Genomic DNA, 21,139 nt, shown 5'->3' with positions numbered 1-21,139 from the left:
CTACACATCGCGCCGCGCCAAGAACAACACGTAACGCCCCAAATCCCGATACGGCGCCTGCTCACACAACCGTCGCTCCATCTCCAGCACGTCCGCTTCGTCATACCAAGACAGCACTGTTGGCTCGGTTAAATCGGCAAAGGTACGAATTCCCGCCTGAGAGATAACGGTATAACCGCCGTCTTCTAACTGAGCACGAACGGCACTCGGATCCAGCGGTGATATGGGTGTCAAACCGCGACCATCCCCCCCAAGCTGATCGTCACGCACCTTGGCCAGGGTCCCGCGCATCAAGTTGCGCAGCGCCAGCATATGGCGGTTGTAGACCATCACACCCAATACACCGCCTGGGCGCACCCACGTCATCATGCGTTGCAAGGCCACCTCTGGTGATTCCAGCCATTCCAGCACCGCATGAACCACGACCCAGTCATAGCTTCGCTCAGGTTCAAACGACAACACCGATCCCTGCTGCACGGTCAAAACCCCTGCTTCAACACAATCCGACAGTATCGTCGCCGTGTGTTCAACCATCTCAGCAGACACATCAAAATAATCGACCCGATGCCCGCTCTCGAGCAACCAGGCACTCATCTGACCTAATCCGCCGCCCGCATCGAGAACCGTCAAAGGTTCCCTCATGTCAGAGGCTAGATGCGTGGCATACAAATCGGTCAACAACGCCTGTCGCAGTCGACCTTTAATGCCGCCATAAATCTGATCGGCAAAGCGATCGACCAGACCATCAAAACTGATATAAGACATCCATTCGACCTTTCAAAACAGGGTCCGCAAAGAACGGCATTCTAACGCGTCGTCCGGGCAGCACACAGCGGCCATTACTCGTTGACACTGCATTGGTTAAGCACCGACACTGTCGATTCGGTAAGTTTTACGGATTACTCATTTGCCTCGTCGCCTGACTCGCCTTGCTCTCACTCTCAGCCTGTTCGCCTGGCTTGGGATGATTGCCGTGCCTGCGGTCAATGCGCAAGGCGGCGACGGCATCTGGATTCGCCTGTGCCTGGGTACCGGCACGTCCTGGGTGCAACTGTCACTGGATGACAAGCGGTCGACGCAAAATAACCACTGCCCCTGCACCCACAGCACGCTCGATACCGCCTGGAATCCATCGATTGCCACCCGGCCACCGTTACCGGTCGCCCCCACCGAGCTGCCTCTGGCACTCGACCCTAAGCCCGCAAAAAAGTTGCCCTATTTAAGTCGGGCACCACCACACGTCTCCGACACTTCGACCATCAATTTCATTGGCTAAATAACGCTCATTATTGAGCAACCACTTGATGACGACTCATTTTTGTCAGGAGTTTTTATGACCCGGTTTTTATTGGTACTGACCACCCTAATCAGCCTCAGTTTTGTCAATGCGTCCGCCTGGGCACACGGTTATGAACTGGGCCCGTTGAGCATTGAACACCCCTGGTCACGTGCAACCCCTCCAGGAACACCAACCGGCGGTGGCTTTATGACCATCCACAACCACGGCGACGAGAGCGACTACTTACTCGGTGGCAGCTCCGATTTCACGCAAAGCATCAGCGTGCATCAAACCAAGATGGAAGACGGCACCATGAAGATGCTGCCGCTGCATGATGGCCTGGAAATTCCCGCCGGCAGTTCAGTTACTCTGGAACCGGGCAGCTATCATCTGATGTTGATGGGGCTTGAAGCGCCTTTGGTTGAAGGTGAACGCCGCCGCATCAGGTTGCAATTTGAACACGCCGGTTCCGTTGACGTCGAACTGGCGGTTGATGCTATTGGTGCCATGCCTGAACACAGTCACTGATCACGGTTTTATTTCAGCGCGAAAACAGCAATGCCGACCTCAGAGGTCGGCATTGTTTTGAAGGTGGAGCAACCTAAACGGTGCTGGCTAATTCTGTCGGAGTCTTAGCTGAAGCAGCTCTTGGTCTGGGTTTATAAAACATCACCACATTACCAAGCAGAATCAAGGCAATGCCTAAAACCGCTGACAGCGACCATTGATAGCTTTCCAGCCAGGTCGACAGCAACATCGCCACCAAAGGGGCCGTCACCGTCACATAAGCGGCTGAACCAGAACCGATACGGCCGATCAGCAAAAAGTAAGTCGCAAAGCCAATGACCGAACCAAACACCGCCAGGTAGGCTAATGCCAGGCCATATTCAGGCCGCACATCCCAGGCCAAACCAGCACCTGTCAGCGTCATTGCAACTAACAGCAACAGCGCACCATACCCCATGGCGTAGGCATTGGTGGAAAGCACATCCAACCCACGGCGCTGATGCCGCGCACTGATCATATTCCCCAATGAAAAACCGTAGGTACCCACTAAGGTCAAACCGGCGCCGAGCAAAACACCAGAGGAAAGCGATGCGGACATGAGGTCTTGCCAGAACAAGGCCAGCATGCCCACCAAACCACAGGTATTGGCCAGTGCCAGACGAGGCGTTATACGGTGCCCAAAAAACAGCACGCCATTGAGCGCATTGAACAGCGTGGCCATCGAGAACAGCACCGACTCCAAACCACTGCTGATCCAACGGCTGGCGGTATAAAAACACAGAAAATTCACGCAAAACACACAGGCGCCTTGCAGCAGACAGAACAGATGATCGGTCATTGCAATCTTCCGCAGGCGTCGGGTTACCAGCAGGAAGACCAGCAAGACCACCGCGGCCAAGGCAAAGCGATAAAACACCGAAACCACAACAGGCACCGGCCCTGTCTGCATGGCAATTGCCAGCCAGGTGGTCCCCCATATCAACACCGAGGCAATAAACAACAATGCATTCATAACGCTACTCCAGAAAATCATGGAGCTTCAGTATCGATAACGACGGCAGCAGGGGCTGTCATTTCGCTGCGCTGGACTTGTATATTCTTGCGCTTTTTGCACCTTCTACTAAGCGACCGCTTGGCGTGTGTCGCGTTCAGCGCCTATGATAGAGCTTCAAAATAACGGCCTGACACCGAGCGGAGGTAGGCAGATGTCAACAACCTACCAAATGCTGCAGCACCTGCAGCAGAGCAAGACACAACTGCTCGACCGTCTCGACCTCGACAGTGGCATCAGCCTGGCATCCTGGGCCAACGATGATGATCTGGTGGTGATCCAGCCAACGGGTCACCATACCCTCAGCCTCTACCTCAATCATGGCGAGCGGACCTATTTCAAAACCCCAAACGGCTGGCGTGATGGCGGTGGACCCGACCGCCTGTGTCTAATGCCTAAAGACTACAGCAGCACCTGGAATGTGCTGGATTCATTCGAATTTATGCACTGCTATTTCCACGACGAACACCTGCGCCGAACGGCGGAACAAACCTGGGATAAAAGCCCTACGGGTTTAAGCGTCGATGAACATATTTTCGCCGACGACGCCAAGATCAGCAGTCTCTACCGTCACTACTTAGCCAGCCTAGACTGGCACGACAACGCCAACCGGCTGTTGCTGAGCAGCGCCACCTGCCTGCTGCTCACGCACCTGGTTCGCCACTACACCCAGTTCCGCTGGCAACCAGTTGTTGTTAAAGGCGGATTGGCACCGCATCAACTGAGCCGCGTCAAAGCCTACATCGATACCCACCTGGAGCAGGCGCTGACCATCAACGAACTCGCCGAACAGGTACATTTGAGCGACTACCATTTTGCACGTATGTTCAAACACAGCACCGGTCAAAGCCCGCATCAGTATGTACTGCAACAACGCCTGCTACGCGCGCAACACATACTCAAGCACAGCCAAGTTCCGCTGACTCAGATTGCCCAACACTGCGGTTTCAGTTCGTCCAGCCATTTCACTCATCGCTTCCGACAAGCTTTGGGAGTCACACCATCCAAGTATCGAGAACGAATGCACTAAGTCACCGGCCAATGTCGATCATATTGCAAACAAGACGCAACACTCGTCTGACCGGGAAAAGAGACCATTTCCAGCCAAGCAACAGAAAAGCAAAAATAGAAATTACCCAGACATTTAAACAGGGAAAACCACCGGCGATTCGAGATTGATCCCCTCGTAATAACTAACGAAGTGCTATGGTTAACTTTCAAGATTAATCTATTTTAAGAAGCACCATAAACGCAAAAAGCCGACCCGAAGGTCGGCTTTTCTATATTTGGTCGGGCATGCAGGATTTGAACCTGCGACCCTCGCCACCCCATGACGATGCGCTACCAGACTGCGCTAATGCCCGAAAACGAAGCGAATCATACGCTAAGCGATTGAAATATCAAGCTTTTAAGAATCAGGATCAGCCGTCGGAAAGCAGCTTCAGTACGGCTTCCAGCTCGCGGATCATGTCTTCAATCAGTTCCTGGTGCTGTTTAACCAGAACGCTGTCTCCTTCCGGCTCGGTGAGCTTTTGGCGAGCGCCACCGATGGTGTAACCGTCTTCATACAGGAGGTTTCGAATCTGGCGGATTAGGACAACATCGTCACGCTGGTAGTAACGACGATTACCGCGTCGCTTTACCGGACTGAGTTGTGGGAATTCCTGTTCCCAGTAGCGCAGTACGTGGGGTTTCACTGCGCACAGTTCGCTCACTTCGCCAATGGTGAAGTAACGTTTTCCTGGGATGGTCGGCAGTTCATTATTCTGGCTCGGTTCCAGCATAAGCCTCGACTTTCACCTTCAACTTCTGGCCCGGGCGAAAAGTGACGACCCTGCGTGCCGAAATGGGGATTTCCTCCCCCGTTTTCGGGTTGCGGCCTGGACGCTGCCGCTTGTCCCTAAGATCAAAATTACCAAAACCAGACAGCTTGACCTGTTCGTTATTAACCAGGCTATCGCGGATTTCTTCAAAGAAGACTTCCACCATATCCTTGGCTTCACGTTTGTTTAAGCCCAGTTCTTCGTACAGCCGTTCAGCCATTTCCGCTTTGGTCAGGGCCATACTCAGCTCCTCAAAGTAGCATCGAACCTAGTCTGCAAGGTGGTAATGATGGAATCCATCAAACTGTTTATTTCTTCGTCAGTTAGAGTGCGCGAAGGATTTTGCCAGGTCAAGCCTAGAGCGACGCTTTTCCGTTGCGAATCAATGCCTTTGCCACGGTAGATGTCGAATAACGTCAGGCTTTCAAGATCATCACCCGCCTTTTCGCGAACGCTGTTCATCAGCTCAGCAACCGGGGTTTCCTCATCAACGACCACGGCCAAATCGCGGGTTGACGATGGGAAGCGAGACAAGGGTTCAAAAGCAGGCAGCTGAGCGGGCAAAACCCGGTCCAAACGCAATTCGAACATATAAGTCGGTTGCTTCAGTCCCAATTCACGCGCAAGATTGGGGTGCACCGCACCAATATAACCGATCAATTTCCCATCGCGTTCGATGCGCGCACATTGACCCGGGTGCAGCGCTGAATTCTGACCGGAAACAAATTCGAAATTAGCGCCTTTGATCAGCCCCAGAACCTGCTCGAGATCGCCTTTAATATCAAAGAAATCGAGCGCTTCATTGTCACTGTACCAACCTTTCGGTAAGCGACTGCCAGTGGCCACACCCGCCAGCATATTCAACTGTTCAGTGCCCTCATCGCTGGCACGGAAACGCAACCCGGTTTCGAACAACCGTACTCGTTCCTGCTGGCGGTTGAGGTTATGACTCAGTGCTTTTAACAAACCTGGCCAGAGCGAGACCCGCATGACAGCCATGTCGGCAGAAATGGGGTTCGCCAATTCGATGCCGCCCTCTTTGGGAAACATCTTGGTTTGCAGTTCAGGCTCGACAAAGCTGTAGGTAATGGCTTCCTGATAGCCCAGACTGGCCAGGCGATCGACCAACAGGTCGATGTCTGTTTGCTGTTCGGCACGGCCGCGCGGCGGTAAAGCGGCTTTTGGCACCGTGACCGGAAAACGGTTATAGCCATAGATGCGGGCAATTTCTTCAATAAGATCCGCATCGATAGCCATGTCAAAACGCCACGCTGGCGCTTTAACCGACCACTGACCGGTCGTTTGCTGACTCACATCAAACCCCAAGCCACGCAAAATACGTTCGATCTCAGCCGCATCGATGTTCATACCCAAAGCGGTCGCGACACGCTCGGCTGACAACTCAATCGTGGCGGGTGCCGGAATATTCTCTGACGCTTCTTGCACGACAAGAGGGCCGGGTTTGGCGCCACAGATATCGATCAACAACGCCGTTGCCCGCTCTACCGCTGCCTCTTGCAAGCTCGGGTCAACACCGCGTTCAAAGCGATGGCTGGCATCGGTATGCAGCCCATAGTTACGGGCCCGGCCAGCAATCTCGACCGGAGCGAAAAAGGCACTTTCCAGGAACACACGACGGGTATCCGTCGACACCCCACTTTGCTCGCCGCCCATAACGCCTGCCATGGCCAACGGACCGTTGCCGTCAGCAATGACCAATACGTCTTCGCCCAATTCAATGATCTGGCCATCCAGGAGTTCGAGCTTTTCACCCGCCTTGGCACGACGCACATCAATGCCATCTTTCAGACGATCCAGGTCAAAACCATGCATTGGCTGACCCAGCTCCAGCATGACGTAATTGGTCACATCGACCACCGGGTCGATCGATCGAACTCCACCGCGGCGCAGACGTTCAACCATCCACACCGGCGTTGCAGCGCCAACATTGACGTCGTTGAGTACGCGACCGACATACCGTGGGCAACCATGAGTATCGCTCAAGGTCACCGGGAAGGTGTCGTCGTGGACGGCTGCAATTGACTGAATGTCTGGTGCGGTTACAGGGGAGTCGTTCAGTACACCCACTTCGCGCGCCAAACCGGCGATACTCAGGCAGTCGGCGCGATTAGGCGTCAGATCGACCTCGATCGCCAAATCGTCCAGCCCCAGATAAACCCGCAAGTCCTGACCAACGTCCGCTGCTTCGGGCAATTCCAGAATGCCATCATGGCTTTCAGACAAGCCCAACTCTTTTTCGCTGCACAGCATGCCCTGACTTTCCACCTGGCGCAGCTTGGCTTTTTTGATTTTGAAATCGCCTGGCAATACGGCACCGACCTGAGCCAGCGCCACCTTGATACCCGCGCGCGCATTCGGCGCACCGCAGACAACCGTAACGGTTTCATTACCGGCATTCACTTGGCACACCTGCAGCTTGTCGGCATTCGGATGCGGTTCACAACTGACAATCTCGGCAACCACCACACCTTCAAAGGCTTCGGCGACCGGCTCGGCTCCATCGACTTCCAAACCGGCCATGGTGATCTGATCCATCAGGGTCTGGGCGTCGATCGCCGGGTTAACCCATTCGCGCAGCCACTGTTCGCTGAATTTCATATGCAGTTAAATCCTATCGATGTTGTTCGGCCGGGCTAGTTAAACTGGCGCAAGAATTTGAGATCGTTTTCGAAGAACAGACGCAGATCATTCACGCCATAACGCAACATTGCCAGACGCTCTACGCCCATGCCGAAGGCAAAACCGCTGTATTTTTTTGCATCCACGCCCGAGGCTTCAAGCACTTTGGGATGCACCATGCCGCAACCCATCACCTCGATCCAGCCGGTACGACTGCAGACGCGACAGCCGTCACCGCCACACATCACACACTCGATATCGACTTCGGCAGAAGGCTCAGTAAAGGGGAAATACGAGGGCCGGAAACGCACGGCAAGTTCTTTCTCAAAGAAAACGCGCAGAAACTCTTCGACGGTGCCTTTAAGGTCGGCAAAGCTGACATCGGTATCCACCATCAGACCTTCCATCTGATGGAACATCGGCGTATGCGTTAAATCGGAGTCACAACGATATACCCGACCCGGGCAAACAATCCGGAATGGCGGCTCACCATTTTCCATGGTGCGCACCTGAACCGGTGATGTATGGGTCCGAAGCAACGTGCCCGCATCAAAGTAAAAGGTATCGTGCATGGCACGAGCAGGATGGTGCGACGGGATATTCAGAGCTTCAAAATTGTGATAATCGTCTTCGATCTCCGGACCTACGGCGACATCGTAGCCAATATTTACGAAAAACAACTCCATACGACGCAGGGTTTGGGTGACCGGATGCAGTCCACCCATGGCTTGTCGACGGCCCGGCTGAGTAACGTCGATTTTCTCTTCTGCCAAACGCGCACTCAGCGCCTGCTCTTCTAAGTGCGCCTTACGCGCACTGATGGCATCAGCGACTGCTGTTTTGACTTCGTTAATCTTGGCACCGGCGGCCGGACGATCTTCAGGCGCCAACGCCCCTAAAGATTTAAGCTGAGCCGTCACCTCACCTTTCTTGCCCAAAAAGCGCACACGCAGCTCATCCAACTCTTGTGGATTGGTGGCCTGTTGAACCGCTTCAAGCGCACGGCCGTGCAGTTGGGTCAGGGTATCCATGAACAGCTAAACTCCCGTCGAGACGCGCTGGAAAAAGCCCTCACTATAAGGATGGGGCTAAAATAAGCAACTGATTGATAAGGCAAAATTCTTCATTTGCCGGAATATTGAAAAGCCTGAAATGGTACCAATAAAGCACCCCACGCTGATCGCCATTGAGCCGTCAATTCAGACTTTGGCTTCAATGAACAAGGTATCGGCAAACGCCCGTTCGCAATAATGACACCGCAACTGCAGTGACTCTCCGGTCACCACGGCAAAATGGCTCTCCACGGGCTCCACATGGGTAATGCAGTTGGCATTCGGACAGGCGAACACACCCACAAAGGCCTCAGGCAGACCGATCGGAAACTTCCGCACCACCCGGTAGTCTTCAATGATGTTTACGGTGGCTTTGGGCGCGAACAACGCCAGCTCAGCCGCGTCGTGCTCAGTGAAGCGCCAGTCATCAACCTTAATCAAATCCTTCATGCCGCCGCCATGGCTGGGCAGGTTCAACCCGACGGTTAAGCGGGCCTCCGCATTTTTTAACTGCAAGCGCCCCAGAATCGTCAGCCCCTTGCCGGCCGGAATATGATCGATCACGGTGCCATTATGAATGGCTTCAACCAGCATCTTCTCGCGAGTTTGCTCACTCATGCTGCGCCTCCCGCTGGTTCCAGTACGGTTTCGTTCATCACCAGCGATAACAAGGCCTGGCGCGCATAGACGCCATTTTCAGCCTGCTGGAAATAATAGGCATGGTCGGTTCGATCAACCGCCGGATGAATCTCATCCACCCGCGGTAAAGGATGCATGACTCTCATGCCCGGCTGCGCCGATTTCAGCATGTCAGGTCGCAATACAAACTGAGAAGCCAAATGCATGTATTCGGTGGGATCAAAACGTTCTTTTTGCACACGGGTCATATAGAGAATATCGACCAGTGGAATCACCTGATCGAGGCTATCAACGTACTCAAAACTAATGCCCGCTGCGCGCAAACTGTCTTCAATATAGGCTGGCATGGCCAACGCCTTGGGCGCGACAAAATAAAAATGCGGCTTAAAGTGCCCCAACGCCTGCGCCAGAGAATGAACCGTTCGCCCGTATTTTAAATCACCCACCAGCGCAACCGATAAACCACTAAGACGCCCCTGGCATTCTGCGATGGAAAACAGATCAAGCAATGTCTGTGTTGGGTGTTGATTGGCGCCGTCACCGCCATTTATGACCGGCACATCGGCCACTTCAGCCGCCAAGCGCGCCGACCCTTCACGAGGATGCCGCATAATAATGGCATCCGCATAACCGGCAATCATACGGATACTGTCCGAGAGGGTTTCACCCTTCTTAGTCGACGTATTACCGCTGTCGGAAAAACCAATCAGCGTGCCGCCCAAACGCTGGACAGCGGTTTCAAAGGACAGGCGGGTTCTGGTGGAAGCTTCAAAGAAACAACTGGCAATCAGTCGATCCTTCAGCAATGGCTGGGGGCCGGATCGCTTCAGAGCAGCGGCACGTTCGACGATGAATTCGATATCGGCTTTTGAAAGATCACCGATTGAGACCACATCACGACCGAACAGAGGGTTGTTCATAGCGTAGCTCGGGCAAGATTTGCGGCATTCTACCAGAATTGACGGATACGAATAGCAACACACCGCAATAGCATGGCTGACCACGCCTCGACCAAAACCACAAGCAAACAAAATTCTAACGCTGAGAGACAGTTCAAATCGTCAAACTTTTGACTTCCTCTCCAGCTTGATAGATTGGATCAGGATCGCCGATGCGATCAAGGACGCCCCAATGACTATCAAAAGGAAATAATCATGATGAAAACGATCCTGCTGTTACTCAGCCTGACCCTGGCCGCGCTCAACGTTAACGCCGTCGCTGAAGAAAGCGATTCAGGTTCAACGCCTGAAAGCGTCGTCATCTATGTCGATATCAACAACGACGACGCCACTAAGATGGCCGACTTACTGGAAGGCGTCGGTCAGTCGAAAGCTCAGGCGATCGTCGACTACCGAGAGGAAAACGGCGCTTTTATCGCACCTGAGGATTTGCTGAATGTCACCGGAATTGGCCCAGCCACTCTGGAAAAAAATCGAGACAAAATCCGAATCGGCACAACGGAATAAAAGCCCCGCAAACCCAGATACAAAAAAAGCAGCCATTGGCTGCTTTTTTCATTCGGAGCGGGAAACGAGATTCGATCGGACTGGCGTTCCAGCTCGCGCCCCTAACTGGCCACTTCCGTATGAATTTTGGAGCGGGAAACGAGATTCGAACTCGCGACCCCAACCTTGGCAAGGTTGTGCTCTACCACTGAGCTATTCCCGCAAAACTGGTTGTATTTGAATCAGGTCCGACTGCGTCGAACCGAACTCGCGAGACTGCCCGTCCGGCCCCAACCTCGATCAAGGTTGTGCTCTACCACTGAGCTATTCCCGCAAAACTGGTTGTATTTGAATCAGGTCCGACTGCGCCGAACCGAACTCGCGAGACTGCCCGTCCGGCCCCAACCTCGGTCAAGGTTGTGCTCTACCACTGAGCTATTCCCGCAAAAAATAAGTGGCGTCCCGTAGGGGACTCGAACCCCTGTTACCGCCGTGAAAGGGCGGTGTCCTAGGCCACTAGACGAACGGGACTAACCAAGCTTTGATGCAGAACGTCAAAGCGGAGCGCATCATACCAATTTTCAGCATCAGTTCAATAACTTTATGAAAATCAATGCACTAGCTTCGGCTCAGGCTCGCTTGACGGCGATCCTCATGGACATTCTGTTCATGCTGTGAAAACGCCGTCTCCCAACGTTCACATTGCGGGCAAAACCAGATCATCGTCCCGGTTTCATAGCCGCAGTGATTGCATTGATAGACATCGGGCAAACGTAACTTCAGGCGTTGAATTGACTCGAGCAACACAGCACGCGGCGTAGCACCAATATCCCGGCGCTGCTCCAGCCAGCGCTGCATCAGACCAAAGGAGGCGCCGCTGTTAACCACTCGCTCCAGCTCAGAGTGCCAATATTGACTGCGCGGGTCGCTATCGCCGACCAAATCTAAAATGGCACCCAAGACTCGATGACTGGGATGAAAGTCGTACAGCTTCTCCAAATAGCGCCGCAGCGATGCCTCACCCCCCACCAGGCGGGACAGCCGCTTCAGGCCCGGCAGAATCACATCAACCCGGCGAACATCACGCACCAGCGCTTCTTTCAGCAGACGCAACGCCTTGTGGTAATGACCCAGGGAGGTTTCCAATTCAGAAGAGGCGATGAAGGTTCGGGCACTGTCTGACAGTTTACGGGCCTCTTTTAGCGCGATACGCGCCTGTACCAGTTTGCCCTGCCCTTTCAGCTGACCCACATACTCACAGTACAGATTTGCCAGGCGCATATTCCCAGACCCTGGCTGCCCATAGTCGCGCACAAGCTTAATAGCGCGCTCCCATTCCTGCTCACGCTCAAGCACGACCAACCACAAACGAAACGCCTGCGCTGAAAAACGCTCGCCCTGATCCAGTATCAGCGACTCCAATTCGGTTTCTGCGCGGCCCAGGAATCCAGCGGAGAAGAAATCCTGCGCCAGTTCAACCCGAACTCGGTTAGCTTGCTCTCGATCCAATTCAGCATCGAGCAGCGTTTCATGAATACGAATGGCGCGCTCGATTTGCCCCCTTTTACGGAACAGCTCAGCGAGCGCTAAATGCGTTTCCAGAGTATCTGCGGTGATCGGTAAACGCTCGAGCAAGACGTCGAGTTCTCGATCGGGTTCGGACGTCAGCGCTTCAAAAGGTTCGATTCGATACCTTGACGGCACAGACCAGGGCGTCGTTATTCGGCGCCAAAGCGATTTAACCGTGGTGAGCATCCTATCGTCCTGCGCGCCTGCGGCCGACGAGGCGCCCCAGAATCAAGCCGATAAGCACACCGACAAACAACGTGCCCAATAGCCAGACAAACAGCGGCAACGCCGGTGTCCGCCAAGCCATAAACGTCAAAACGGTGCTTTGGTTATTTCCAAAAGCCAGTAACCAAGCCATGACCGCAAGCAGGATGGCGCAAAGGATTTTGGCTGATCGGATGAGCATGAGCGTGTTCAGCCTCCCGGCTGCGAGAACGAGGGTCGGGCGTTTATTCGTCGTCGATACTCAGATTCACCGACTCGCGCAGTTCCTTGCCCGGTTTAAAATGGGGAACGTATTTGCCTTCCAGGCTGACGGATTCACCCGTCTTGGGATTACGACCCACACGCGGCGATCGATAATGCAGCGAAAAGCTGCCGAAGCCACGTATCTCAATGCGTTCACCATCGGCCAAACTCTCTGCCATATGGTCCAGCATTGTCTTGATGGCCAACTCGACATCTTTAACGGAAAGCTGCCCTTGACGGTCGACAATCCGTTCGATTAACTCGGATTTGGTCATCCGAACCTCCCCGATCGGGTGTTCCTAAGCGATCAATATTTAGACTAAATCAGCCCCCAAGATAACACAAGTATTTATTTTTTAACGTTTTTTTGCAGTTTTACTGCACGAACAACTGGGTCGGTGCGCCCTGACTTCTATCGAGCGGGCACAAAAAAGCCGGCGCTCAGGCCGGCTTTTTTAAAACAGTACTGACGATTACTCTTCGTCACCCTGTTCCATTTTTTGCTTGATCAGATCACCAATGGTGGTCGGACCCGCGGCTTCCGCGCTCTTCTCTTTCAGCTCGCGAACCGCAACTTTCTCGTCTTCCACATCTTTGGACTTGATGGAGAGACTGATAACACGGTTCTTACGATCGATGCTGACGATCTTGGCTTCAACTTCGTCGCCTTCGTTCAGGGCGTTACGAGCGTCTTCAACCTTGTCACGAGAGATTTCGGAAGCTTTCAGGATGCCTTCGATATCATCGCTCAGCAAGATAGTCGCGGCTTTAGCGTCCACTTCCTTAACGGTACCGGTAACGATGGAGCCCTTGTCGTTCACAGAAACGAATTCTGAGAACGGATCGCTGTCGAGCTGCTTGATACCCAGAGAAATGCGCTCACGCTCCGGATCGATCGACAGGATAGTGGTTTCCAGCTCGTCGCCTTTCTTGTACTTGCGTACGGCTTCTTCGCCAGATTCGTTCCAGCTGATGTCAGACAGGTGAACCAGACCGTCGATGCCGCCTTCCAGGCCGATGAAGATACCGAAGTCGGTGATCGATTTGATCTTGCCGCTGACTTTGTCGCCCTTGTTGAAGTTGTTGGAGAAGTCTTCCCAAGGATTAACAACGGTCTGTTTGATACCCAGAGAAATACGACGACGCTCTTCGTCGATGTCCAGAATCATCACATCGATCTCATCGCCAACAGAGACGACTTTGGACGGATGAATGTTCTTGTTGGTCCAGTCCATTTCGGAAACGTGAACCAGACCTTCGACGCCCTCTTCCAGCTCGGCAAAGCAGCCGTAGTCTGTGAGGTTGGTAACACGGGCCTTGACCACTTGCTCTTCCGGGTAACGCGCCTTGATGTCGACCCAAGGATCTTCACCCAGTTGCTTCAGACCCAGAGAAACGCGGTTGCGCTCACGGTCGAACTTCAGAACCTTAACTTCAATTTCATCACCAACCTGAACGATTTCGCTCGGGTGCTTGATGCGCTTCCAAGCCATGTCGGTGATGTGCAGCAGGCCGTCAACACCGCCCAGATCTACGAAAGCACCGTAGTCGGTCAGGTTCTTAACGATGCCTTTGATGACCTGGCCTTCTTGCAGGCTGGCCAGCAATTCTTCGCGCTCGGCGCTGTTGGACGCTTCCAGAACGGCGCGGCGAGAAACCACGACGTTGTTGCGGCGGCGATCCAGCTTGATCACTTTAAAGTCCAGCTCTTTGCCTTCCAGGTGAGTGGTATCGCGTACCGGACGGATATCCACCAAAGAACCTGGCAGGAAGGCGCGTACAGAGCTGATGTCGACGGTAAAGCCACCTTTGACCTTGCCGTTGATAACACCCTTGACCACTTCTTCCGCTTCGTAGGCTTTTTCCAGCTCGGACCAGGCTTCGGCGCGCTTGGCTTTTTCGCGTGACAGACGGGTGTCACCGAAACCGTCTTCTACGGCTTCCAGAGCAACCTTCACTTCGTCACCGACGGCAATCTCCAGCTCACCATCTTCGCTCACGAACTGTGAACGCGGGATGATGCCTTCAGATTTCAGGCCGGCGTGGACGGTAACCCAGTCAGAATCGATGTCGACGACCAGGCCGGTCACGATGGAGCCCGGCTCCATCTCGATGGTTTTTAAGCTTTCTTCGAATAATTCAGCGAAAGATTCAGTCATTTAATTTGGTATCCCAATGATTAACAGCCCGTCACCTGCGATCTCTTTGGTTGGCGGTGACCAGCGGCTTTGCCATACGCCAGCTCGTATGGGTCAATCCAACAAACCCGGACGCCACCTTGCTGGACGGTGGTCAGACCGGAACCTGACGGCCTATTCGACTCGCGTACGAACCGAACACACAGCCATTTCGGAGCGCGTATTATACGGATTAAAAGTCAACAACCAAGGGCTTGGCGCGACTTTTTCACCATTCGATACCGCGATCGGTCACCAGTGCCAGCACGGTGTCCATAACTTGGTCGATGCTCTGCACTGTGGTGTCGATGACCACAGCGTCGTCCGCCGGTTTGAGTGGGGCGACAGAACGGTTGGAATCACGCTCATCGCGTTCAACGATGTCTGCCAGAACACGGTCATAATCGGCACTGGCACCGCTGTCACGCAATTGCTTGAAGCGCCGGTTGGCGCGCTCTTCGGCCGAAGCCGTCATGAAAATTTTCAGGTTGGCTTCAGGGAACACCACCGTGCCCATATCGCGACCATCCGCAATCAGGCCCGGTTCGGTGCGAAAGGCACGCTGGCGCTTGAGCAGGGCTTCACGCACACGACCAAAGGCGGCCACACGTGACGCATTGGAGCCGACTTCTTCGGTACGAATTTGACGGGTGACATCATCACCTTCAAGCAAAATCACCATGGCTTCACCTTCCTGCTGAAAGCGAATGTCCAGATGTTCTGCAATCACGGCCAGGGCCGACTCATTATCAAAGTCGACACCGTGATTCATAGCCGCCAGAGCCGCCAAGCGGTACAGCGCTCCGGAATCGAGATAGTGCCAACTGAAGCGACGGGCTAACAAGCCACTAACGGTACCTTTACCGACGCCGCCGGGTCCGTCGAGAGTAATGACGGGAGCCTTGGAATTCATGATATCTATCCTGGTTGTCGTGGGTTTGCCGTCAGTCTTCCAAAGTGACGGCATAACCAAGTTGTCCGACCGCCGTACTAAAACCGGGGTAAGCCCCGAGCACACGGCCGGCATTACGAATAATGACGGGGCGTCGCGCCACCTGAGCGGCGACCATAAAGGCCAACGCCACTCGCGGATCGCCAGCGCAATCAACGATACCACCATCGAGCGGCTGGCCAGCCCGACCGCGAACCCTAACGTCTTCATCGGTCAATTCGATGTCAGCGCCCAACAATCGCAAACCGTCGAGCATGCGCGTCAGCCGATCGGTCTCTTTAAAGCGCAACTCACCCAAGCCGGCAAAGCGACTGTCGCCATTTGCCAGGGCCGCCAGCACGAACAACAAGGGAAACTCATCAATGGTGCGGCCACTGAAGTGGGTACCATAACTCCCACCGGTGAGCGGCGCGCATCTTACCCGAAGATCGGCTACAGGTTCACCCCCCTGGTCACGAATATTACTCATCGTGACCGAGCCGCCCATGTCGTTGAGAATATCGAGAAATCCAAGACGACTGGGGTTGACCCCAACCGCACTCAGGGTGACATCAGAGCCAGGAACCAAGGTTGCCGCAGCGATATGGACCGCTGCCAACGAAAAATCACCGGGAATGTGCAAATTTAAAGGTGGTAATTGCGACGCTGGCGCAAACACCAGCGCACCGTTTCGGTTTTCCAGTCGACAGCCCAGCTCAGCCAGCAACCGCTCAGTATGATCACGACTGGGCGCCGGCTCAGTCAGCCGCACCGGCACACCGGCGCACAGTGCCGCCAATAATATGGACGACTTCACCTGAGCACTGGCAATCGGCAAGGCGTAATCCAGTGGCTGCCACTGCTGCGACGGCTGTATCAAAATGGGCGCTGTGCCATTAGCGGTCAGCTCCAGTTGCGCACCCAGTTCCGTCAAGGGTACTTGCAGGCGCGCCATGGGGCGTTGGCTTAACGAGGCATCGCCGATCAGTTCACTGGCAAACGGCTGCGCCGATAAAACGCCAGCCAGCAGCCGCATTGACGTCGCCGACTGACCCAGGTACAGCGGGCTGTCCGGTACTTGCAGACCGGTCAGGCCGCGCCCCTTCACCTTCACACAGCCATCGCTGTTTTCCTCAATCACCACGCCCAGCTTGCGCAAGGCTTCCACTGTGGTGCGATTATCATCGTTTTCGCCAAAACCGCGGATATCACTGTCACCCTCCGCCAGCGCGGCCAGAATAACCGCGCGATGCGAGATCGATCGATCGCCCGGCACATCCAAGGCACCGCTTAACCCCTCGGGCGCTGGCGCTACGATTAAGTTACGGCGGGTATCGTCGCTGTGGCGTTGGCGACTTTGCAGTATCTGAGTGAAATAATCGCGAGCCGACTTGGCACGGCCAAAGACATCCAGCAAGGTTCGACCTTCGCCCTGCTCAATCGCTTGAGCCAGATGCTCCAAGTCACCCTGAAAACGACGCAGGATACCCAGCGTCGCGTCTTTGTTGGCCAGAAAAACGTCGTGCCACATGGTCGGATCGGAAGCAGCAATGCGCGTAAAGTCGCGAAAGCCCCCCGCTGCGTAGCGGAAAATCTCGCGGTTCTCGGATTCTCGGGCCAGCGTATCCACCAATGAAAAAGCCAGCAGATGTGGAAGATGGCTGGTGGCGGCCAACACCTCATCGTGTCGAGATACCGACATGGTCACCACTTCAGCACCAACCGCCTGCCACAACTGAGTGAGCACGCTAACCGCTGACGGTGAAGAGGATGGCAAAGGCGTTAAGATCAGCAAGTGGCGATCAAAGAGGTCGGCCTTGGCCGCTTCAACACCTGAGCGCTCGGCGCCCGCAATGGGATGACCGGGCACAAAACCGGACGGCAGCTCATTGCCCAGCGCTTTGCGCGCAGAAGCGACAACCTGACCTTTCACACTGCCTACATCAGAAATGATGGTTTGGTCGGTCAGGTAAGGTTGCAGTGTGGTTAGAACCGACTCCATCGCCAATACCGGCACCGCCAACATCAGCACATCAAAAGCGGGGACATCCTCAGCAGAAGCGACGCTGTCATCGATAATGCCCAATTCCAACGCCCGGTCTGCAACGCCGGGCTGCGCATCCATCCCCAGGACATAGGCGGCTCTCGACAGGCGCAATGCCTTGGCAAAGGAGGCGCCAATCATGCCAAGCCCGACGATCAGAACCCTGGGTGATGCCGACTCGGTCATGATGCCACTTCGGCTTCCAGCGCCGTCAGAAAGCGTTGGTTTTCAGCCTCCAGCCCGATGGAGATGCGCAAATGCTCAGGCATGCCATAACTGGCCAGTGGACGCACAATGATACCGGAGCGCAGCAATGACTGATGAACAGCGCCCGCACGTGGGCCGAGGTGAACCGTCACAAAATTCGTCACCGATGGAATCGTCGTCAGCCCCAAACGGCCGAACGCGGCTGTCAGTTGCTCATAACCGGCAACATTGACGGCAATCGATTCTTTAATTCGAGCGACATCGGTCAGTGCGGCTTCGGCGGCCACCAGTGCCAGCGAATTCAAATTGAACGGCTGACGGACCCGATTGAGCAAATCGGTAATAGCCGCATTAGCAACGCCATAACCGACCCGCAAACCGGCCAGGCCGTAGGCTTTGGAAAAGGTCCGAGTCACAATGAGATTGGGGTAGCGACGCTGTAGCTTAAAGCCGTTCGGGTAATTCTCCTGATCAACGTACTCAGCGTAGGCTTCATCCAACACCACCAGCACGTTATCCGGCACCACCTTCATAAAGGCTTTGAGCTCGCCTTTGCTCAACCAGGTACCGGTCGGATTATTCGGATTGGCAATAAACACCAGACGGGTGCGCTCGGTGATGGCGTCCGCCATGGCATCCAGATCGTGCCCCCAGTCGCGCGACGGCACCACAACCGATTCAGCGCCCGCCGCCTGAACCACCAACGGATAGACGGCAAAAGCATGCTGACTCATCACCGCTTCATCGCCGGGACTTAAAAAGGTTTTTGCCAGCAACTCAAACAACTCATTGGAGCCGCAGCCCAAGGTGATCTGATTCTGTTCCAGGCCGTGACGCTCGGCTAGCGCCTGCTTGAGACGAAAGCCATTGCCGTCGGGATAGCGGGCAATATCGGGCAAGGCCCGTTGAATCACTTCCTGAACCCGTGCGGACAAACCCAGCGGACTTTCGTTGCTGGCCAGCTTAATCACATCACTGACGCCTAACTCACGCTTAAGCTCGTCAATCGGCTTACCCGGCTCGTAAGGTTTCAGGGTTTGAATACCGTCAGCCGCCAGGGCCATGAAATCGCAACTCATCTTGCCAACCTGGGCTCTTAGAGCACGGCTTTGGGATAGGAACCAAGCAGTTTCACTTCCACTGCTTTGGTGCGAATGTCCGCTAACGCCTGCTGAACGTTGTCATCGTGCAGATGACCGGCAAAGTCGATAAAGAAGACATAGGTCCAATTGCCGGATGGTGACGGCCGCGTTTCCAGACGCGTCATATCGACATTGTGATCGTTGAACGGCCGTAATAGATGGTAGAGCGCACCCGGTTCGTTGCGCATGGACACAACGATGGACGTTTTATCATCACCAGAGGTGCCGACCTCTTCATTGCCGATGATCAAAAAGCGCGTCGAGTTATCCGGCGAATCTTCGATCTTGGTTTCCAATATCTCCAGATCGTAGAGTTCGGCCGCCATTTCTCCGGCAATGGCCGCCGAATTCCATTCACCATGCACACGACGCGCCGCCTCGGCATTGGAATTCACTGCCACGCGTTCGGCCATGGGCAGATGCGCATCCAACCATTTGCGGCATTGCGCCAGCGATTGCTGATGGCTGTATATGCGGGATATTTTTCCGCTCTGGGTATTGGGACCGACCATCAAATGATGATGGATACGCAATTCCACTTCACCGCAAATGCGCAGACCGGAATTAATAAAAGTATCGAGGGTGTGATTCACCACGCCTTCGGTGGAATTCTCCACCGGCACGACACCGTATTTGCAGGCCCCCGCTTCGACTTCCCGGAAGACTTCGTCAATCGCCGGCATCGGCTTGGACTTAACCCATTGACCAAAATGCTTAACGGCCGCCTGCTGGGTAAAGGTGCCTTCCGGACCGAGATAAGCCACTTCGAGAGGCTTTTCCAGCGCCAGACAGGCGGACATGATCTCGCGGAACAATCGCGCCATGTCTTCGTTACCAAGCGGACCCGTGTTTCGCTCCATCACTCGAGTCAGCACTTGCGCTTCGCGCTCAGGGCGATAAAAAACCGCATCGGGGGATTCTTTGAGCTTCACTTCGGCGACTTTCAGTGCACATTGCGCACGCGCCGAAATCCGCTCGAGAATTTCCAAATCCAGTTGATCGATCTGCTCACGCAGCGCGTTCAGATCGAGCCCGTCAAGAGAGTCCTGATCAGCCATGGCGTTGTTCAAAGTCCTTCATAAAGTCCACCAGTGCCTGCACGCCTGCTAACGGCATGGCGTTGTAAATACTGGCACGCATACCACCGACACTGCGATGGCCCTGAAGATTGTAGAGACCCGCCGTCGCCGCTTCATTGAGGAAGCGATCATTCAACGACTCATCCGCCAGAATAAAAGGAATATTCATGCGCGAACGATGCGCCAGGTCAATCGGATTGCGATAAAACGCACTGTTATCGATGGTTTGATACAACAGCGATGATTTCTGCGCATTGAGTTCACCCATTGCCGCCGGACCACCCTGCTGTTCCAACCAATCAAATACCAGACCGGCCAGATAGACCGCAAAGGTCGGCGGCGTATTGACCATGGAACCGGCTTCGGCCTGGTTGGCGTAATTGAGTAACGTCGGCGTGCTATCCAGGGCACGACCGAGCAATGTTTTACGCACAATCACCAACGTCAAACCGGCCGGACCAATGTTCTTTTGAGCGCCGGCGTAGATCAAATCGAAATCAGTGACATCGATCGGCTTGGACAGAATGCAGGACGACATATCCGCTACCAGCGGTACATCACCGCTCTTGGGAACGTAGTCGAATTCAACACCGCCAATGGTCTCATTGGGGGTGTAATGCAGGTAGGCTGCGCTCGGGTCGAGCTCGAATTCATCGGCGCGCACAGCACGTCGATAATGGTCGGCTTCAGTAGAGGCCAGCACCTTTACGTCGCCATAACGCGCGGCTTCTTTGACCGCCTTGGACGACCAGGTGCCCGTATCGAGAAAGGTTGCAGCCCCACCGGCACCGAGCAAGTTCATCGGAATGGCAGAAAACTGCAACGTTGCGCCGCCTTGCAAAAACAAAACAGCGTAGTCGTCGGGCACGCCCAATAAGCGACGCAGTTGCGATTCAGCGCGTTCTGCCACGCCAACAAATTCATCGGAGCGATGCGACAACTCCATGACCGACATACCCAGTCCATGCCAATCAGGCAGTTCTGCCTGAGCCTGTTCGATCACGGCGGTCGGCAACATGGCCGGGCCGGAGCAGAAATTGTATCCGCGCGTCATCAGCGCTGCTCTCCTCAAGCGTTACGGGTCAA

20 protein-coding genes and 3 tRNA genes are annotated in these 21,139 nt (G+C 54.6%); 4 read left to right on the top strand and 19 right to left on the bottom strand.

The window, feature by feature from the left end:
- Positions 1–765, bottom strand: a complete 765-nt coding sequence (locus BGP77_RS12510) for a methyltransferase domain-containing protein (protein ID WP_108165061.1) — start codon at positions 763–765, stop codon at positions 1–3.
- A gap of 142 nt (positions 766–907) precedes the next feature.
- On the opposite strand from BGP77_RS12510, the gene BGP77_RS12505 reads away from it, so the two are divergent.
- Positions 908–1,276 (top strand): hypothetical protein, encoded by a 369-nt coding sequence (locus BGP77_RS12505; protein ID WP_146171244.1) that lies wholly within the window; start codon positions 908–910, stop codon positions 1,274–1,276.
- 57 nt (positions 1,277–1,333) lie between these two features.
- The gene (locus BGP77_RS12500; RefSeq protein WP_108165059.1) at positions 1,334–1,807 is read left to right on the top strand and encodes a copper chaperone PCu(A)C; all 474 of its coding nucleotides are present in this window, start codon (positions 1,334–1,336) and stop codon (positions 1,805–1,807) included.
- A 73-nt stretch (positions 1,808–1,880) separates the two neighbouring features.
- On the opposite strand, the gene BGP77_RS12495 is transcribed toward BGP77_RS12500, so the two are convergent.
- Positions 1,881–2,798 (bottom strand): DMT family transporter, encoded by a 918-nt coding sequence (locus BGP77_RS12495; RefSeq protein ID WP_108165058.1) that lies wholly within the window; start codon positions 2,796–2,798, stop codon positions 1,881–1,883.
- A gap of 193 nt (positions 2,799–2,991) precedes the next feature.
- Here BGP77_RS12495 and BGP77_RS12490 point away from each other — a divergent pair, with 193 nt between their 5' ends.
- The gene (locus tag BGP77_RS12490; RefSeq protein WP_108165057.1) at positions 2,992–3,867 is read left to right on the top strand and encodes a helix-turn-helix domain-containing protein; all 876 of its coding nucleotides are present in this window, start codon (positions 2,992–2,994) and stop codon (positions 3,865–3,867) included.
- Between the two features lie 257 nt (positions 3,868–4,124).
- Here BGP77_RS12490 and BGP77_RS12485 read toward each other — a convergent pair.
- From BGP77_RS12485 to pyrB, 7 genes are all read right to left on the bottom strand, one after another.
- Positions 4,125–4,201, bottom strand: a tRNA-Pro gene (locus BGP77_RS12485).
- Between the two features lie 57 nt (positions 4,202–4,258).
- The gene (locus BGP77_RS12480; RefSeq protein WP_108165056.1) at positions 4,259–4,621 is read right to left on the bottom strand and encodes a MerR family transcriptional regulator; all 363 of its coding nucleotides are present in this window, start codon (positions 4,619–4,621) and stop codon (positions 4,259–4,261) included.
- The gene (gene ihfA / locus BGP77_RS12475; protein WP_108165055.1) at positions 4,599–4,901 is read right to left on the bottom strand and encodes an integration host factor subunit alpha; all 303 of its coding nucleotides are present in this window, start codon (positions 4,899–4,901) and stop codon (positions 4,599–4,601) included. The genes BGP77_RS12480 and ihfA overlap by 23 nt, the downstream gene beginning before the upstream one ends.
- Positions 4,902–4,903: 2 nt before the next feature.
- Positions 4,904–7,279, bottom strand: coding sequence for a phenylalanine--tRNA ligase subunit beta (gene pheT, locus BGP77_RS12470; RefSeq protein ID WP_108165054.1), 2,376 nt, complete (start codon positions 7,277–7,279; stop codon positions 4,904–4,906).
- A 35-nt stretch (positions 7,280–7,314) separates the two neighbouring features.
- Complete coding sequence (gene pheS / locus BGP77_RS12465) at positions 7,315–8,331, bottom strand: phenylalanine--tRNA ligase subunit alpha (protein ID WP_108165053.1); 1,017 nt, start codon at positions 8,329–8,331, stop codon at positions 7,315–7,317.
- A 168-nt stretch (positions 8,332–8,499) separates the two neighbouring features.
- The gene (pyrI, locus tag BGP77_RS12460; RefSeq protein ID WP_108165052.1) at positions 8,500–8,970 is read right to left on the bottom strand and encodes an aspartate carbamoyltransferase regulatory subunit; all 471 of its coding nucleotides are present in this window, start codon (positions 8,968–8,970) and stop codon (positions 8,500–8,502) included.
- Entirely contained in the window at positions 8,967–9,911 is a 945-nt protein-coding gene (gene pyrB, locus BGP77_RS12455; RefSeq protein WP_108165051.1) for an aspartate carbamoyltransferase, read from the bottom strand. The genes pyrI and pyrB overlap by 4 nt, the downstream gene beginning before the upstream one ends.
- Positions 9,912–10,145: 234 nt before the next feature.
- Between pyrB and BGP77_RS12450 the strand changes: the two genes are divergently transcribed.
- Positions 10,146–10,457 carry a helix-hairpin-helix domain-containing protein gene (locus BGP77_RS12450; RefSeq protein ID WP_199224274.1) on the top strand — a complete coding sequence of 104 codons (312 nt, stop codon included), beginning with the start codon at positions 10,146–10,148 and terminating at the stop codon, positions 10,455–10,457.
- 127 nt (positions 10,458–10,584) lie between these two features.
- Here the strand turns inward: BGP77_RS12450 and BGP77_RS12445 are convergent.
- From BGP77_RS12445 to serC, 10 genes are all read right to left on the bottom strand, one after another.
- Positions 10,585–10,659 (bottom strand) — tRNA-Gly (locus tag BGP77_RS12445).
- Positions 10,660–10,891: 232 nt separating this feature from the next.
- A tRNA-Glu gene (locus BGP77_RS12435) sits at positions 10,892–10,967 on the bottom strand.
- Positions 10,968–11,054: 87 nt separating this feature from the next.
- Positions 11,055–12,191: a tetratricopeptide repeat protein gene (locus BGP77_RS12430; protein WP_108165050.1), complete on the bottom strand. Its 1,137-nt coding sequence runs from the start codon at positions 12,189–12,191 to the stop codon at positions 11,055–11,057.
- Positions 12,192–12,454: 263 nt separating this feature from the next.
- A complete protein-coding gene (ihfB, locus tag BGP77_RS12420; RefSeq protein WP_108165048.1) occupies positions 12,455–12,748 on the bottom strand; it encodes an integration host factor subunit beta in 294 nt (97 codons plus the stop codon).
- 198 nt (positions 12,749–12,946) lie between these two features.
- Entirely contained in the window at positions 12,947–14,632 is a 1,686-nt protein-coding gene (gene rpsA / locus BGP77_RS12415) for a 30S ribosomal protein S1 (protein ID WP_108165047.1), read from the bottom strand.
- 247 nt (positions 14,633–14,879) lie between these two features.
- Positions 14,880–15,563, bottom strand: a complete 684-nt coding sequence (cmk, locus tag BGP77_RS12410) for a (d)CMP kinase (protein WP_108165046.1) — start codon at positions 15,561–15,563, stop codon at positions 14,880–14,882.
- A gap of 31 nt (positions 15,564–15,594) precedes the next feature.
- Positions 15,595–17,811 (bottom strand): 3-phosphoshikimate 1-carboxyvinyltransferase, encoded by a 2,217-nt coding sequence (gene aroA / locus BGP77_RS12405; RefSeq protein ID WP_108165045.1) that lies wholly within the window; start codon positions 17,809–17,811, stop codon positions 15,595–15,597.
- Positions 17,808–18,911 carry a histidinol-phosphate transaminase gene (gene hisC / locus BGP77_RS12400; RefSeq protein ID WP_108165044.1) on the bottom strand — a complete coding sequence of 368 codons (1,104 nt, stop codon included), beginning with the start codon at positions 18,909–18,911 and terminating at the stop codon, positions 17,808–17,810. The genes aroA and hisC overlap by 4 nt, the downstream gene beginning before the upstream one ends.
- Before the next feature lie 17 nt (positions 18,912–18,928).
- Entirely contained in the window at positions 18,929–20,032 is a 1,104-nt protein-coding gene (gene pheA / locus BGP77_RS12395) for a prephenate dehydratase (RefSeq protein WP_108165043.1), read from the bottom strand.
- Positions 20,025–21,107 (bottom strand): 3-phosphoserine/phosphohydroxythreonine transaminase, encoded by a 1,083-nt coding sequence (gene serC / locus BGP77_RS12390; RefSeq protein WP_108165042.1) that lies wholly within the window; start codon positions 21,105–21,107, stop codon positions 20,025–20,027. Before serC ends, pheA begins: the two co-directional genes overlap by 8 nt.
- Positions 21,108–21,139: the final 32 nt, after the last annotated feature.

This window comes from Saccharospirillum sp. MSK14-1, assembly GCF_003054965.1.
Lineage (GTDB): Bacteria > Pseudomonadota > Gammaproteobacteria > Pseudomonadales > Natronospirillaceae > Saccharospirillum.
Note: the sequence above shows the minus strand (reverse complement) of the source record. Positions and strands in the feature narration are given on the sequence as shown.